15 protein-coding genes and 1 pseudogene are annotated in these 14,679 nt (G+C 36.7%); 4 read left to right on the top strand and 12 right to left on the bottom strand.

All coding sequences use genetic code 11. The features are described from left to right. Position 1: 1 nt before the first annotated feature. The 3 genes and pseudogenes from ND812_RS03435 to ND812_RS18425 all read right to left on the bottom strand — a co-directional run. Entirely contained in the window at positions 2-643 is a 642-nt protein-coding gene (locus ND812_RS03435) for an HAD family hydrolase (RefSeq protein ID WP_265374283.1), read from the bottom strand. Beyond that, positions 633-1,346 (bottom strand): RluA family pseudouridine synthase, encoded by a 714-nt coding sequence (locus tag ND812_RS03440; protein WP_265374284.1) that lies wholly within the window; start codon positions 1,344-1,346, stop codon positions 633-635. The genes ND812_RS03435 and ND812_RS03440 overlap by 11 nt, the downstream gene beginning before the upstream one ends. Continuing rightward, positions 1,343-1,933 (bottom strand): annotated as a pseudogene (locus tag ND812_RS18425) (ankyrin repeat domain-containing protein); the annotation flags it as partial. The gene ND812_RS03440 and the pseudogene ND812_RS18425, both read right to left, overlap by 4 nt. Before the next feature lie 229 nt (positions 1,934-2,162). On the opposite strand from ND812_RS18425, the gene ND812_RS03450 reads away from it, so the two are divergent. Next, positions 2,163-3,365, top strand: a complete 1,203-nt coding sequence (locus ND812_RS03450; protein WP_265374285.1) for an EAL domain-containing protein — start codon at positions 2,163-2,165, stop codon at positions 3,363-3,365. Between the two features lie 20 nt (positions 3,366-3,385). Here ND812_RS03450 and ND812_RS03455 read toward each other — a convergent pair whose 3' ends face one another. Both ND812_RS03455 and ND812_RS03460 read right to left on the bottom strand, forming a co-directional pair. Then, the gene (locus tag ND812_RS03455; RefSeq protein WP_265375898.1) at positions 3,386-3,751 is read right to left on the bottom strand and encodes a TetR family transcriptional regulator C-terminal domain-containing protein; all 366 of its coding nucleotides are present in this window, start codon (positions 3,749-3,751) and stop codon (positions 3,386-3,388) included. Positions 3,752-3,778: 27 nt separating this feature from the next. Continuing rightward, entirely contained in the window at positions 3,779-3,943 is a 165-nt protein-coding gene (locus ND812_RS03460; protein ID WP_265374286.1) for a helix-turn-helix domain-containing protein, read from the bottom strand. Positions 3,944-4,076: 133 nt separating this feature from the next. Between ND812_RS03460 and ND812_RS03465 the strand changes: the two genes are divergently transcribed. From ND812_RS03465 to ND812_RS03475, 3 genes are all read left to right on the top strand, one after another. Then, entirely contained in the window at positions 4,077-4,421 is a 345-nt protein-coding gene (locus ND812_RS03465) for a hypothetical protein (RefSeq protein ID WP_265374287.1), read from the top strand. 153 nt (positions 4,422-4,574) lie between these two features. Further along, positions 4,575-5,321, top strand: a complete 747-nt coding sequence (locus ND812_RS03470; protein WP_265374288.1) for a methyl-accepting chemotaxis protein — start codon at positions 4,575-4,577, stop codon at positions 5,319-5,321. 27 nt (positions 5,322-5,348) lie between these two features. Beyond that, on the top strand, positions 5,349-6,578 hold the full coding sequence (locus tag ND812_RS03475) for a DUF2804 domain-containing protein (protein ID WP_265374289.1): 1,230 nt from the start codon (positions 5,349-5,351) through the stop codon (positions 6,576-6,578). Between the two features lies 1 nt (position 6,579). On the opposite strand, the gene ND812_RS03480 is transcribed toward ND812_RS03475, so the two are convergent. The 7 genes from ND812_RS03480 to ND812_RS03510 form a co-directional block, all read right to left on the bottom strand. Beyond that, complete coding sequence (locus ND812_RS03480) at positions 6,580-7,779, bottom strand: MFS transporter (RefSeq protein WP_265374290.1); 1,200 nt, start codon at positions 7,777-7,779, stop codon at positions 6,580-6,582. After that, positions 7,776-9,557 (bottom strand): Vgb family protein, encoded by a 1,782-nt coding sequence (locus ND812_RS03485; protein WP_265374291.1) that lies wholly within the window; start codon positions 9,555-9,557, stop codon positions 7,776-7,778. Before ND812_RS03485 ends, ND812_RS03480 begins: the two co-directional genes overlap by 4 nt. Beyond that, a complete protein-coding gene (locus ND812_RS03490) occupies positions 9,547-10,512 on the bottom strand; it encodes an NAD-dependent epimerase/dehydratase family protein (protein WP_265374292.1) in 966 nt (321 codons plus the stop codon). The genes ND812_RS03485 and ND812_RS03490 overlap by 11 nt, the downstream gene beginning before the upstream one ends. Before the next feature lies 1 nt (position 10,513). After that, positions 10,514-11,407, bottom strand: coding sequence for a bile acid:sodium symporter family protein (locus ND812_RS03495; protein WP_265374293.1), 894 nt, complete (start codon positions 11,405-11,407; stop codon positions 10,514-10,516). Between the two features lie 278 nt (positions 11,408-11,685). Continuing rightward, positions 11,686-12,165, bottom strand: coding sequence for an LA_3150 family lipoprotein (locus ND812_RS03500; protein ID WP_265374294.1), 480 nt, complete (start codon positions 12,163-12,165; stop codon positions 11,686-11,688). Positions 12,166-12,176: 11 nt separating this feature from the next. Then, a complete protein-coding gene (locus ND812_RS03505; protein ID WP_265374295.1) occupies positions 12,177-13,850 on the bottom strand; it encodes a hypothetical protein in 1,674 nt (557 codons plus the stop codon). Positions 13,851-14,096: 246 nt separating this feature from the next. After that, entirely contained in the window at positions 14,097-14,516 is a 420-nt protein-coding gene (locus ND812_RS03510) for a DUF3052 domain-containing protein (protein ID WP_265374296.1), read from the bottom strand. Positions 14,517-14,679: the final 163 nt, after the last annotated feature.

Here is a 14,679-nt window from a genome sequence, read left to right on the forward strand (position 1 = left end):
TTTATAATGAAAACACTAGTGGATCAGTAAAATCAGAAATGATTTGGTCCACATGATTTTTTAGTTCTTCGACTGTATGGGAAGTGGCAACACCTACAATGGTACAAGCTGCGGCCTTTCCAGATTGTAATCCAGCAATCGAATCTTCAAATACGATACAGTCCTTTGGACTAAGGCCAAGTCCTTTTGCACAAAGTTCGTAGACTTCAGGGTGAGGTTTGCCTTGAGTCACCATGGAACCATCAATGATGACATCAAAGTAAGATCGTAAGTTAAGGTTATCCAACGTAAAATTGACATTCATGGTTGGTGCGGAAGTTCCTAGAGCTAACTTGACTTGGTTGGATTTCAAATACTGAAAGAATTCGATGATTCCACGATGAGGTTTCATTTCTTGTTTGTATAAGGTTTGGTATAAGTTTTCTTTTTCGGCACCGTAGTTTTGGATTTCCACTAAAGAAATTTCTCCAAAAATCATTCTGAATAAATCAGCATTGGTTTTTCCATTATAAGTATCTCGATAGATTTGGGAATCGAGAGGAAATTTGTATTTTTTGGAAAATTCCATCCATGCTTTGAAATGAAATTTGTGATTATCAACAACCACTCCATCCATATCAAAAATAAATCCTTTATGTTTCATCTTGTATCCTTTCGTAACCACCCACAAGTCCTGTAATAAAATTTGGTATATTGGTTATAAATGTTAATGGTTTTTTTTGAAAAGGATGAGTCAAGGTGATGGAATATGAATGGAGTGCCATTCTTGGAAAGGATTTTGTTTCGTTTCCATATTTAGTATCTCCGACAATGGGATGACCTTTTTCTGCAAAATGTACGCGAATTTGATTTTTTCGACCAGTGATGAGATCAATTTCGAGAAGGGAATACAAATTGGATTCTTTTAACACTTTGTATTTTGTTTCAGAAAACTTTCCGAGTTTGGGATCATCAACAGAATAAACGCGGTGGGCTTTTGACTCCGTTAAATAAGATTGGATGGAACTTTGTTTGAGTTTCCATATACCATGTGTAACTGCGATATAAACTTTTTTGGTATTGTCCCAATCTTCTTGTAATGTTTGTTTGGCGACTTCTGTTTTAGCAAATACCAAAACACCAGAAGTATCACGGTCTAATCTATGAACGATAAAAATTCGATTTTTGGAACGATCACTTCCTTTTTTTACATAATCCATAAGGGAAGCGTAAGCAGTTTTTGATTTTTCAGAATCAGTTGCAATGGTGAGTAGTCCCGCCGGTTTATCAACGACGAGGATATCTCGGTCTTCATGTAAGATGGTTAAGCCTTTTGGTAAAAACCGAGTGTTTGTTTTTTGTTTCATTCTTTTTTGAGGAGTTTTAAAACTTTGTGATTATTTTGTCTTTCGGCAAACTCAATCGCAGTTTTCCCCCATTTGTCTTTTTTTTGCGGATCGGCACCTGCGTCGAGTAGGAGTTGGATGAGTTCAAATTTTTCATTTAAAATTGCACTGTGTAATTTCGTAGCACCATATTTGTCCCATCCATTGATATCGGTTTCGACATTCAAAAGGATTTTTGTGGCTGGCCAATTCTCATTGGTAATCGCTTGTTCCAATGCGGTACATCCATTCGGTGTAATTGCCATAGAACGAATGGTTTGTCTATCTTTCACTTGTAAGTCTTCCGAATTACTTTGTGGAATGTAGATAATGGGCCCAGCTGGTTTTTCTTCAACAAGACTTATCTTACTATTTTGGTTCAAAATGGACTCATTTAATTCATGGATCCTTCCGTGGGCATTTCCATACAAAATAGTGTTTCGTTTTCCTTGGTCTATGAACTTTGCACTGTCAATCGTTAAAATCCAGTTAGGTGCATGACCAGATTCTTCACGACTTAATTTGACCTCATCGCCAGGATACCAGTCTATATCTGCTGTGATGGAATGGATGGGAATTTGACATCTGACTGCGCGTTCGTTGCCAATGTGATGAAAACAAAGGTGAGGACTAGGCTTGTGTATCGCATTCGCGAGAGTCTAAGGGAAAGCGAAACTTGGGTCAAGACATCTCTGAAATCAGAAGATTGCCTGGAAATGGAACAAGATTCGATCGAAATATGTTTAATTTATTGAATAAAAATCTGTTAAAACAGAAATTGGAACAGGGAGACATTTGATGAACATGATGGCAGGAACCAAAGAGAAACAATATGTCCCATTACTCCAACCCATCTTTTCTGTGGAAGAACAGACTGTCATCGGGTACGAATCTCTAGGCCGTGTCCGAGATGAGAAAGGTTCACTTGTAGTGGTTCCTGAATTTATGGATCCACAGGTAACTCCGCTACGGATGACTGTGATCGATCGTAAGTTACTCGGTCTTTCCTTGGATAAAATCAAAGATAGTAATGACCAACTTTTTGTGAACATGTCACCAGATCAGGTGATTTTGGAGTATGAAGAGAGTAAAGGGAACTCACTTCCCATCGCTGAAATTGTAAAGGAATCTGGAATCCCACTCAATCAGATTGTTGTGGAAATCACAGAAAAATCTGGAAGTTATGGGACCGATGTTCTTGCAGCTGGTGTGGAACTACTGCGAGAACAAGGATTTAGTATTGTTTTGGATGATGTGGGATCAGAATCATCCAACTTGGAAAGGTTAGGTGCAATAAAACCAGATATTATCAAAATCGATTTAAATTTGTTAAAGAAGTCTATTGAACAAAGAGAATACCAGTCAATCTTAGAATACTTGAAACAAATTTCACTTAGCATTGGTTCTCAGTTACTATTTGAAGGAATTGAATCAGAGGAAGAATTGTACCAAGCAGTCAGTTCTGGTGCGACATATTTACAAGGTTATTTTTTAGGAAAACCATTAGAATACAAAGAAGATAAACAAACTATAAGGGATGTTGTCGTTCCCCATTTACATTTGTATCACGAAGCAAAACGAATCGAAGTAGCAAAAGAAATTGAATTTGAAAAACAAATCAAATCTAAGTTGATGTCACTTCCTTTAAAAACTATTACGCTAGGGAATCGAGTGATCATTGACCCGCAAAGTTTCTTCAAATTGGATCCGATGATCCAAAGAGTATATGTAACAGATTGGCAAGGAACCCAAGTTTCACCTTACTATGAAAGGACGAATGATTCTGGATTTATTGAGAACATGGCTTTTTTGCAGAAAAACTGGTCATATATGCCGTTTTTTTATAAGCACGTCAAACAAGTGTTTCGTGACAATGGCAATTGGCAAGTCAGTGACCCGTACTGGGACAAAACATTAAAAAAGAAAGTAATTGTATTTTCCCATGTAAATGAAATGGGATATTCCTTTTTTGTGGATTTAGTTTTGGAAGATGGGAAATAATTAGAAATGCTTCAAAATATTTACGTTGGAAGTTTAATTGCATTCCAAAGTAAGTCTTCTGTTTCTTTTAAGAATTGATCATCCAATTTTATTTTTCCATTCCGAGAACCTTTTACGAGTCCAACAAATGCTCCCCATACGATCGCAATGAGTGCATCTGGTGGAAATTTGATAAGTATATCTCGGTTGTCATGAGCAAATCGAGTGAGAAACATTAGAAGTAACGCACGTTTTGCGAAACTCTCCCTATCTAAATAGGGAAGGTTGTACTGCATTTCTAAAAAATCAAACGCCACAGGGTTTTCTCTTTGGAATTCGGCCATGGATTTCCAAATTTGATGGAATTGTTCTTTTGGCCCTGCATCGTGTGGAAAATTATCTCTGATTTTTGAATAAAGACTTTCTTGCCATTTTTAAAAGAGTGAGTTCACAAGTTCTTCTTTACTAGCAAAATAACGGTAAATCGTACCCGCAGCTACATTGGCTCGTTCTGCAATGAGGGGCACAGCCGTTCCATCAAACCCTTTCGCCGTAAACAATTCTAATGCAGCAGATAAGATCTCTTCGCTTTTATTCAATTTAGAAGCCCTTTCGCTCAAATGGTTTACCTATCCAAACCCATTTTCATATGGGATGTTCTTTTTTGGATAGGGGTCAAAGATAACCCGAATCCATTTAATTAATACATCAATTGATTGTTAGATGGGACCCATGGAAGCAAAATCCGCATTGAACAACACTGCTGTTCTACTTGTTGTATATTTTTACCTCATTTATTCTGGGTTTTTAGGGAATCCAAAGTTTGTACTGTTTAATGGGTTATTAGCAAGTTTTGGTGTCATCCTATCTTATTTTATTTCAGTACACTTTGGAGGACTCATTCCTTCTGAAGATCCAAATTTATACATTCAGACAGGATATGTAGGTACATCCGCGGAAATCGTGAAAGGGATCTTTGTGATGGTGAGTGGGATCTTACTATCTAGACTGATTGCTTTGCTCATTTCGATCAGTGACAAAGGGATCGAAAAAGCAAAAGAATCTGAATATTTGTAAAACTAGAGTTTAAAACAGAAAAAAATCATCCAGGATTCTGCAAAAAATTTAGAAAACTCGATTCAAAGTTGTGCCAATTATATTTCTCATACTGCCGAAAGATTAGAATCACAAGCTGCTTCATTAGAGCAAGTAACAGCGATTAATACGGAATTGTTTTCTTCATTTGAATCCAATGCAAAAATCATTGATGATCAAAATGGAAAAATTACTGATTTGTTTTCTGGTTCCAATGATTTAAATCAAATGGTTGCAACCATTAGTATGATCAACCAAGAATTAATCACGATCGCAAATGAAAACAAAAAGGATACCTCTGAAATTACAGTTGTCTCAAAGAAAACAAGTGAATATTTAAATTCAATCAAAACTTCCTTTGACAAGGTTGATGAAATCAATCAAATCATTGCTGAAATTGGAGAAAAAACCAACTTACTCGCATTAAATGCTTCGATTGAAGCGGCACGGGCTAGTGAAGTCAGTAAACTTGCTGATTTTACTGCAAAAAACGAAAAAATGATTTCTGATGTTGTTAACCATTCTCGAAAATTTATCTATGATGCTGCAGAAGTTTCCATCCAAACCGGAAATTTGACAACCAATCAAATTAAAAAACTAGAAATGACAACTGAAAAAGTGAGTCATATGCATCGATTATTTGAAAAACAAAAATCAATCATTTTTGATACGATTAACCAACTAACTGAAATCAATGATCTATCGACTCAAATTTCATTTAGCACCAAAGAACAAATTTCTGGTCAAACAGAAGTCAATAAAGGCATTATGGCATTAGAGAACGAAGTGAACCAAATTTCAAATGCTTCTAGAAGTTTAGAACAATATGTGGAACAAATCAGAGCCCAATCTTTAGATTTATTGACGTTAAGCGAATCATAATCATAAACTTGTTTTTTGGAGATATTCATGTTAGAAAAACGATTTCAAATTCTTAAAAAGATAGGAGTTTTCCTTTTGATAATGTCAATCTTGCAGTGTTCAAAGAGTAAATTATCACCAGACCAAGTGGTTGATGAACATGGAAAAATCATCCAAGTGATTCCTGAACCAGATGCGACTGAGACAAAACAAATTGAATACACTTCCTCTGTAGCTCTTCTCAAAGAAGATGGTACTCTTAATGTTTCAGGTTGGTCGAGATTTCCACACTTTCAGATTAACGAATCATACATCAAAGCGGAACCTAAACGTTATAAACGATGGGAACATTACACATTTTATAATGAAAATTTCGGTGGTGCTATCACTGTAACTGATATTGGAAATTTAGCGATGGGTAGCATCGAGTTATTGGAATTTAAATCAGGTAAAACAATATTTTCGAAAACAGAACTTGTGAGACCAGGTGCCATTTTTTTTCCAACAAATACTACGGATCCAATTGAATTTACGAAAGGAAAACAATTCATTCGTATTCAAAAACAAAAAGGCAAAAGAATCATCACTTATTCAATCCAAGGTGATTCCTCTAACGAAACTATCCAAGGTAATTTTGAATTTACTGAAAAATCAAATGAAGCTCTTGCAATCATCACTCCATTTTCCCAATCAGATTTCTTTTACGAGTACAAAATGCCAAGTTTGATTTGTAAAGGTACGATCCTATACAATCAATCTACTTATGATTTTGAAGAAAATAGTTACGCAGTGTTAGATTGGGGAAGAGGTACTTGGCCCGAGAAAAATAAATGGCTTTGGGCAGCAGGCGCAGGAATGGTCGGTGGAGAACTTCTTAGTCTCAATTTAGGTTATGGATTTGGAGATCCTAAAAACGCTACAGAAAACGGTATTGTTTATAAGGGAAAAGTTCATAAACTTGATAAAGTAGTTTGGAAGTATGATGTTACAGATTACAAAAAACCTTGGAAATTTGTGAGTAACCAAGGTAGATTGGAGTTAAACTTTACTCCAGTTTATCTATTGTATTCTGATATAGATCTTATGGGTATGATCGGTTTTTTAAAACAACTGATTCAAAATTTTTCAATTTCTGAAATCTTTGAATTACTAAAAACCGAAGCGTATTTGAATAAAGCCTTCGGAGTTTATAATGGTTATGTGATTTTAGATAACGGAACAAAACTTGAAGTTAAAAACTTGTTTGGTTTTGCCGAACAAATGTACCAACAATGGTAAATCATATCGAATAGTTTCGAAGTGTTTTTAACCTGATTGTGGTAAAAATCACAATCAGGGTTAATATAATTCCTGCTGATACAACTGCTGTTGGAATCGAAACTTTTACAAGAATGATCCCCGATAAAAATCCAGCAAACGCAGGTACCACTTGGCTTGTAATTGTATACAAACTCATTAACCTTCCTCTGTATTCTTGGCTCACTTCTGATTGAAGGATGGCAACAAGCAAACTGATACTAGCCCCAGCACCAAATCCACTCACGAGTAATAAACCGATGGAAAGCCATAGATGTGAACTGAGTCCGATGCCTAAAAGACCTAATCCACATAACAATCCAGAGGTGAGAATTAGTTTTCCATAACCAAACGGTTTTGCCAGTTTTAAAGAAGTTCCTCCTCCCAAAAGTAAAGCTAAGGCAAGGGCTCCTAAAAAGAATCCACGTTCCATCTCACCCAATTGTAAGACACCTTTTGCATACCTAGGCATCATCACCTGGACTGGTCCCATTGAACAATAGATCACAATCGAAAATAAAAGTGTTTGTCTAAGTAATGTATGGTTTTTTGCATAAGATACCCCACGTAGAATCCTATCCCAAGCAGAAGAAGTTTTTCCTTGTCCTTCCGTTTTGATCCCGATGAGTAAACACATTGCAATTAAAAATAGGATAACACCAGTGATGTGAACCATTTGCCAAGAACCAATACTTCTGCAAAACGCCAATATGGGTGGGGCAGAACCAAAACCTAACATCACGAGCACATTAAATATCACTGCCATCTTTTTTTGTTTCTCTCCTGCCAATCGGCCGAGTAAAGACATCCTAGCGGGAGCAAGGATTGACCAACCCACTCCAACAAAAAAAGCAGCAAATAAAAATAAAGATACAGAAGTGACACCAATCAATTGTGAGGAAAGATTTAATAGTCCAAGTGCGATTAAAAACGAACCATGGGCAATTTGTGCTAAAATTTGTGGTGAGTGAGAATCACACCAGGCTCCTGCAAACCATCCTAGTACCAAGGGAACTCCAAAACATAGTCCAAATCCAATTCCTGCTAATGCATCTTGGTTCCAAACATCTTGTGCATATAATATTACACTATAGTTCGTTAGGTGACCAGCTAAAAAACCCAAGAAGGATGCGGACAAAAATCGAATCATATGTCCTTGGTTGTAAGTATTAGAGGAACTCATTTTGCCTGTGTAACTTCCATAAGAGTAGGTTGCCCATCTTCAATTTGCCAACTTGGGAAAGCACCATTCGAAGAATAAGCTTTTCCATCCGGTGAAAATTCAATATCACGAGTGAATGTAACTTTTCGACTCATTGGATATACTTTCCAAATTTCTGTTTTGATATCCATTACCATCAAATTGTCTGATGATGTTCCTGTGACCCAAACAAGATTACGTTTTCTATCCACATTCAGAGAATAAGGTGTTTCCACGCCATCTACTGCTGTTGGAAGTGGGTACAGTTTGAACTTTCCATCTTCTGGAGTGTACTTAGCGATTGATCCTTCTGGAAATACGGATATCCATACATGATTGTCTCGATCTACTCGAAGTCTTCGTGGGCCTTGGAATGGTGTTTCAATTACCTGAAAGGAAAAATCTTTCGGATTGATTTTGCCAATTGTATCAGCGTGTAATCTTGTAAACCAAACAGTTCCATCAGGTGCAACATCAATCCCATATGGCAGTGGCATTCCACTCACACGTTCATCTACAGGTAACAAATGCATTGGAAAACCCCAATTCATCAGTTTCACAATGAATCCACTGATCCATAAACTAAAACTTTCTTTTTTGGTTCTTGCAGGTAAATCGAAGTAGTGGAAAGAAAGATCCTTACGATCAAACATACCTACCTGGTTTGAAAGTGCTAACGTAAACCAAACTCGATCTTCATCGTCAATACGAATAGTATGCGGATAAAGTCCATTCTGAAACATATGGTCTTTGAACTGTTTGGTTTTTGGATCAAACTCTGTGATTCGTTTTTGTAAGGAAGGAGTGATAAAAATATTTCCGTCAATTGGAGATTCCGCAAGGGAATGTAAACCAACATAGGTTTCATGTTTTTGAAATGATCGTAACCTTCCTGGTAATAGACCACCCAACTCATCATCTGGTTGTTTTGGAACTTTGTATACTACCGTTTTACCTGTGTTAGGATCAATTTCCCAAAGACGGTCCTGGATATTATCACCTACGTACACAAGACCTGTTTTTTTATGGTATAGTAAATCATGCATTTGGGAGAAACTATCACCCATAGGCCATTCTCTGATGACTGCTCCATATAACTCTTTTCCCCATGGACGACCAGGTGACACACGTTCAGGGTGTTTGAGCAAATCAACATATGCATTTGAAAGTAAACTTGGAAGTTTTTTCTTAGCTTTCCCATGAGGTCTTGCGCCATAACCCATCATTCGATTGATGATTTCTTCCCAATCATCTTCAGAGAATGCTCTTCTCATGAAAAAACTTCCTTGTTGGTGACAAAAACCACATTGTTCTAAATATGTTTTTCTTAAGTCTTTGTCTTCACCAAAGTTAAGTGCTGCGACCCAACTGTTAGAAGGGTATTGTCCTACTAACAAATTTAAATCTGTTTGTTTTTCCATTCGAAATGATACAGAACTCTGATTGGAATAGGAACGTAAATTGACATCTTTATAACCAATTTTACGTAATCGAATGTTTACTTTTGGTGCATAAGGAAATGAGATATTTACCTTACCATTGGGATTTGTAAACATTGTCACTTCTGGTGTAATCATAAACTCAAGTCTTTCAGGTGGATAACCATGATCATCACGAGGAGGCACTTGTGGTTTTTCGGCTTTAATCGTAACCATAACAAGATCTAAATTTTTTCCATCACTATCTTTGATATCCAACTGGATTGCAAATAACGAAGAATAGGTGAATATTAATCCAAATACAAAAAATTTAAATTTCATCATATGGAACTCCTTTGGCATTTAAATACATTATGAATGTCTCTTTTGAATTGTACTTGGGAATATAGCCAAATACTGTCTTTAATTGTGTGTTTGATAATACAGGCCTATAACGTAAAAAATCAATTTGATCGGGACCATATTGTGTGAGCCGAAGTTTCTTAAGTACCCATAACAAGGTCTGTAACAAAAAAGCAGGAATGGGAACATATGGTTTTCGGATCATTTTACTAATCTCTTGTAAACTGAGAGCTCCATCTCCAGCTAAATTAAACTTACCTTCCTTTTTTTCGGCTATACCTTTGGTGATGATTTGAATTGCATCTTCATCCCAAATAAACACGAATGGACTTTTGTGGCCTAAGATACCCATCACAAAAGGTTTTTGGAACATATCGGTAATGAGATTATTCACTGTTTTGCCAAGGATGGTTCCTGGTCTTAAGATCAATTGTTTGAGTTGAGGGAATATGGATCTGTATTCTGTTAATAATTCTTCCACTTCTCGTTTGTGTTTGGAATATACAAATGCCGAATGGCCTCGTATGGGGTCTGTTTCTTCAATCCATTCTTTATTTTCTTTATGATAACCGTATGCTGCACCTGAACTTGTGATGATCACTTGTTCCGTTCGAGCATATCCTGCTCCATCTAACACATTTTTGGTGCCTTGAACATCAATTTTCCACTGCGTTTCCTCACTCATTCCTGGCGGGGGATTGAGAATTGATGCAAGATGGACAATCGAATTGGGTTTCCAGTCTTGGATCAAATCAACAACAGAATTTCGATCACTGATATCCAAAATTTGAAATTCAAATTGGGAAGAAACAAATGACTTAGACATCGGTTTGATATCCGTTGCCATGATTTGCCAAGTTGGATAGGTATTTAATAAATGTTGGATGAGCGTGGATCCAATATAACCCGCTCCCCCTGTCACTAAAACCTTCAAATTAGTTTCCTTCTACGGGTGGTCGGCTTTTCCAATATGAGACTAAAATCAAACCAGAGATTATATGCCATATTCCCCAAAACGCAGCCACCAAAGCCATGTTTGGCTCTGCATGGAATTGTGTTAGAATGAGGCCTAAGGCAAGTCCTGAATTTTGCATTCCTACTTCAATGGTAATGGCACGTTTGTTTGCTTCGTTTTGTAAAAATACTCTCGCGATTAAATTCCCGATAATTAAAGCTATGAAATTATGAAAAACAACTATCACAAAGACAAACCCAAGATTGTCTAAAAATATCTTCCAATTCCCACCAACTGCAACGATGAGAAAGATTAAAAACGCAAAGGATGAAACACGTTTAAAAAATGGAGTGATTTTGTGAGCGAAACCAGTGACAAAGTTTCCTAAGAACATTCCCAGCAATAATGGAATTAGTAATAATACAATTAATCCTTTGACAATCATCAAACTATCGATCCTAAGATCTCCTGAACCAGAAATCATAGCATAAGTGACTGGATTTAAATTTGCCGTTAATGTAAAGTTAAGTGGTAATGTAATGATTGCAAATAAACTAGAAACAGCGGTCATACTTACCGAAAGAGCAGTGTTTCCTTTGCCAAGATGGGTAATGATATTGGATAGGTTTCCACCGGGACTTGCGGCAACTAACAACATTCCTAATTCAATTCCAGCAGGAAGATCCAATACCAGCGTGATAAGCAACGTGACCCAAGGTAAAAAAATCACTTGGCCAATGAGTCCAGCAAGGGCAGCTACAGGTCTTTGTAAAACAGCCTTAAAGGCAATGAAACGAAGTTCTAAGGCAACTCCAAAGATCATGAGAGCCAAAACCAAACCTAAAACAATTTGGTAATCATTGTTATAATTCATATTTGAATATTCCTAGCGAACCTTCATAACCAAACATTAACCAATTGAGTTATGAACGGATGTTCATCGGAGTAATATTCTAAATCAGAAAGAAGAGATTCTATCTTTTTTTATCATCTTAGAGTCAGAAACCAAAGTTATTTCTGAACACTTCGTTACATTTTTAGTAGTAAATGGATTAAAATAAGTGGGATCATGACAAATTTCACAAAAGGATAGTGGATTTATCCTTTTGTGTAGCTAATAATTTATCTAAATAGCGAGTGAATCTGGTTTGATTAAAAACCAGATGCCGTAATCGCAGATCTCGAACAAGGATTGTTATTGGGATCACAAGTATACAGTTTAAATGTGAAGCCATCATTTGGGTTAGGCCTTTGTGATGTGGAACCAAAATTAGTTCCACTTGCAAATCCCAAATCAGTACAACTTGATGTTGATACATTGTATTTTTTAATGTTTGTGTTCAATAATCCTCCAGAACCACCTGGTGGAGTATTGAAATAAGATAAAGGTCCAATATTTCCACCATTAAGTTGGAAAGTATCATAACAATTTCCTGTGTAAGAACCACCTAAATCAGCGACTTCCATAATCACAAGAGACTTGTTTCTATCGACTCCACCATTGAGTATATTGTTGATGATTAGGGAAGATATACCATCTCTGTCTTGTTCCTTCGATTGGCAATTTAAAAGGAATAAAGAAAGTGAAAGTGTTAAAATGATTCTGATCATGAATGTTAATTTAATTTTCATAAATATTCCTTTTAGTTTGGCCTATAACTGTAAGCTTCTGGAGAAACAACTCCCGTCCAAAAGTTTGCTTGGAATTGTAAATAAACACGTCTATCATCAATTGGCATTGAGTTTCCCGTATTAGGATTTACATCAAATTGATTTCCTAAAATTTGATAGTAGAGTTGTGCTTTGAAGTGATGTTTATCGCCAAACAAGTTCAAACCTGCCCAATACACTCTTAAAGAATCTGTAGGATCTACCTTACCGTTTCGATTAAAATCTCCTTGGATGTATTCATATTTTAGCAATGGCATGATATAATAACGATCCAAAAATGGAATGTTATAACCAATAGTTCCATGGTATCCATATAAATCATTCGATGCGGCACCACCAAACTTTGTATAAGCACCAGATAAATAAATACCTTTGTAGGTAAACGTTGTATCGTAAGTATGTCCTACTAATCCCATTTTTGGTCGAGCTAATGTAGGTACGGAATTCTGAACTAAAAAGTTTGGATTTCCATTTGCATCTAAACTTCCTCGATCCGGATTCGATCCTTGAGATGTTAATAATTGAATTCCACTTGTTGTGCCAGGAGTGTATTCGGGAACGTAGAGTGCTGGTGTAATTAAGTTTTGGGTTTGTAGATAACCGGCACCCAAAGACCATTTCATCTCGCGTTGGAAAATTTCTTCTCCTTCTTGCCAATTCACCATTTTTCCGTCGGATTCTCGTTTTAATCCACCAAACACATTCACTTGTGCTCGTGCATAATACATAGGAGAAGTATTGATTGCTCCATAACGATTTGCAGTTGTTAAGTCTTGTCTTCTACCAGTACCATAATCACCACCACCACCTTTTCCATTACTCACCATTAAGGAAACTTGTAAGTATCGTTCCCATTTGTGATCTAATTCTTTTAGTGGAGTTGCTTGGATCATAACACCATGATCAAATTGTGGAATGGCATTAACGATCATACTTCGTTCTAATGTTACGAAGTTAGCTGAGGATTGTAAGTATTCACGGCTGAACTGAGTTGGCAATTGTCCAAAGACAAAACGTAATCCAGCATAAGGTATTTTTGCATACCCAAATGCTTCGTGAATGTATCCACGATTGTCTTTTAATCTTGTGTTGGATACATAACTCGTTGTTGCTGGTCGACCATTTGCATCTAAATAATTTAATGTACTTGTTGTTTGGACAATATCAGGACGATTCAACATGTTCTCCAATCGGAGTTGGATATTAGTTCCCCACCAATCGTTTTCGTATTGAGCACCTAACCGTAAACGTCGAAAGTTCCAATCCACGTTATTAAAATCTCTATGACCATTGTTGTAGAGAGAATCTTCGGAACCAGAGACTCCTCTAAATTGGATACGGCCATAAATCGTTAATTTCTCTTTTGCCGTATCATCGGGCCTGTGTGCAAATGCATCGGGTAAGGTTGTGGCATTTCCGTTGGAAAGGGGACGGTTGTATTCCACCTTCACACGATTGGGTCCTGGTTTTGAGTAAATTTGCCCAGTTTCCGTGTCTTCGTAAAGTTCTTGGTAAACTTTCGTTTGTGTTTTTCTCGATTGGTTTTCTGCGGGATTTGACTCGTTTGTGCGGGTCACTTCTGCTTCGGCAGAAAGTGAGCTAACAAATAGCAATAGTCCCAAAGGTACTTTTCTGATGGTATTCATTCGATGTTTGTCTGTACTGATTTGGATTCATTTCAATAGAGGATACCTCCATTACAATGTTTCAGTCTGGTTACAAACATATTGAATCCATGTTATGATTGGATGACAAGAATATTACAAATTGATTACAAGGAGCAAAACTGCCCGTTTGGTGAGCATTTTTTTTCGAAAATGGAAGTTTGTCATAATCGAAGGGTTGTTTTGTGACAATTTTATAACGATTCCAAATTCGAAACGTTTCCAGAATTAGCGGTTTGATTTCCGGATCACCAACTTGAGACCCGACCAAATGGGATCGATCGCGCAGACTTTGATGTCGACAAGTCCCAAACCCAAGGCAAAATCCCGGATTTTGTTTTCATCTAAATCAGAAACAATTTTGGAAGTTTTTTTAGGCCAAGAAACCCATATCATACCGGTGGGTTTTAAATGGGATTGGAGTTTCGGGAGTGATTTTTGGTAATCTGCTAGTGAGGTAAAAAAACAGTGGATGAAGTCGAGTTCCTTCACGAGTGATTTTGTAATTTTGACAGTTACAGGCATTTCCCCCCAATCTACCAAATTGAGTCCATTTGGTAGATTTAGAAAATAGAGGGACATATTGCCCTTGATTCCCAATTTTTCAATGACCGATTTTCCAGAATAACCCGCTTGTTTTGCCACCATCACATTCCTTTCCCATTGGAGAATGATCCTGTGAGGATAAAAAATCCAATTTATAAGTTCAAAATTCAAACTCGACAGTAAGATTCATTCCTTTTTTTTAGTAGACTATTGTCGATCACCAAGTTATTGCCTAAATTCCCAAAAGAATAGGTAAGTTTGTATT

The organism is Leptospira limi (assembly GCF_026151395.1).
Classification (GTDB): domain Bacteria; phylum Spirochaetota; class Leptospiria; order Leptospirales; family Leptospiraceae; genus Leptospira_A; species Leptospira_A limi.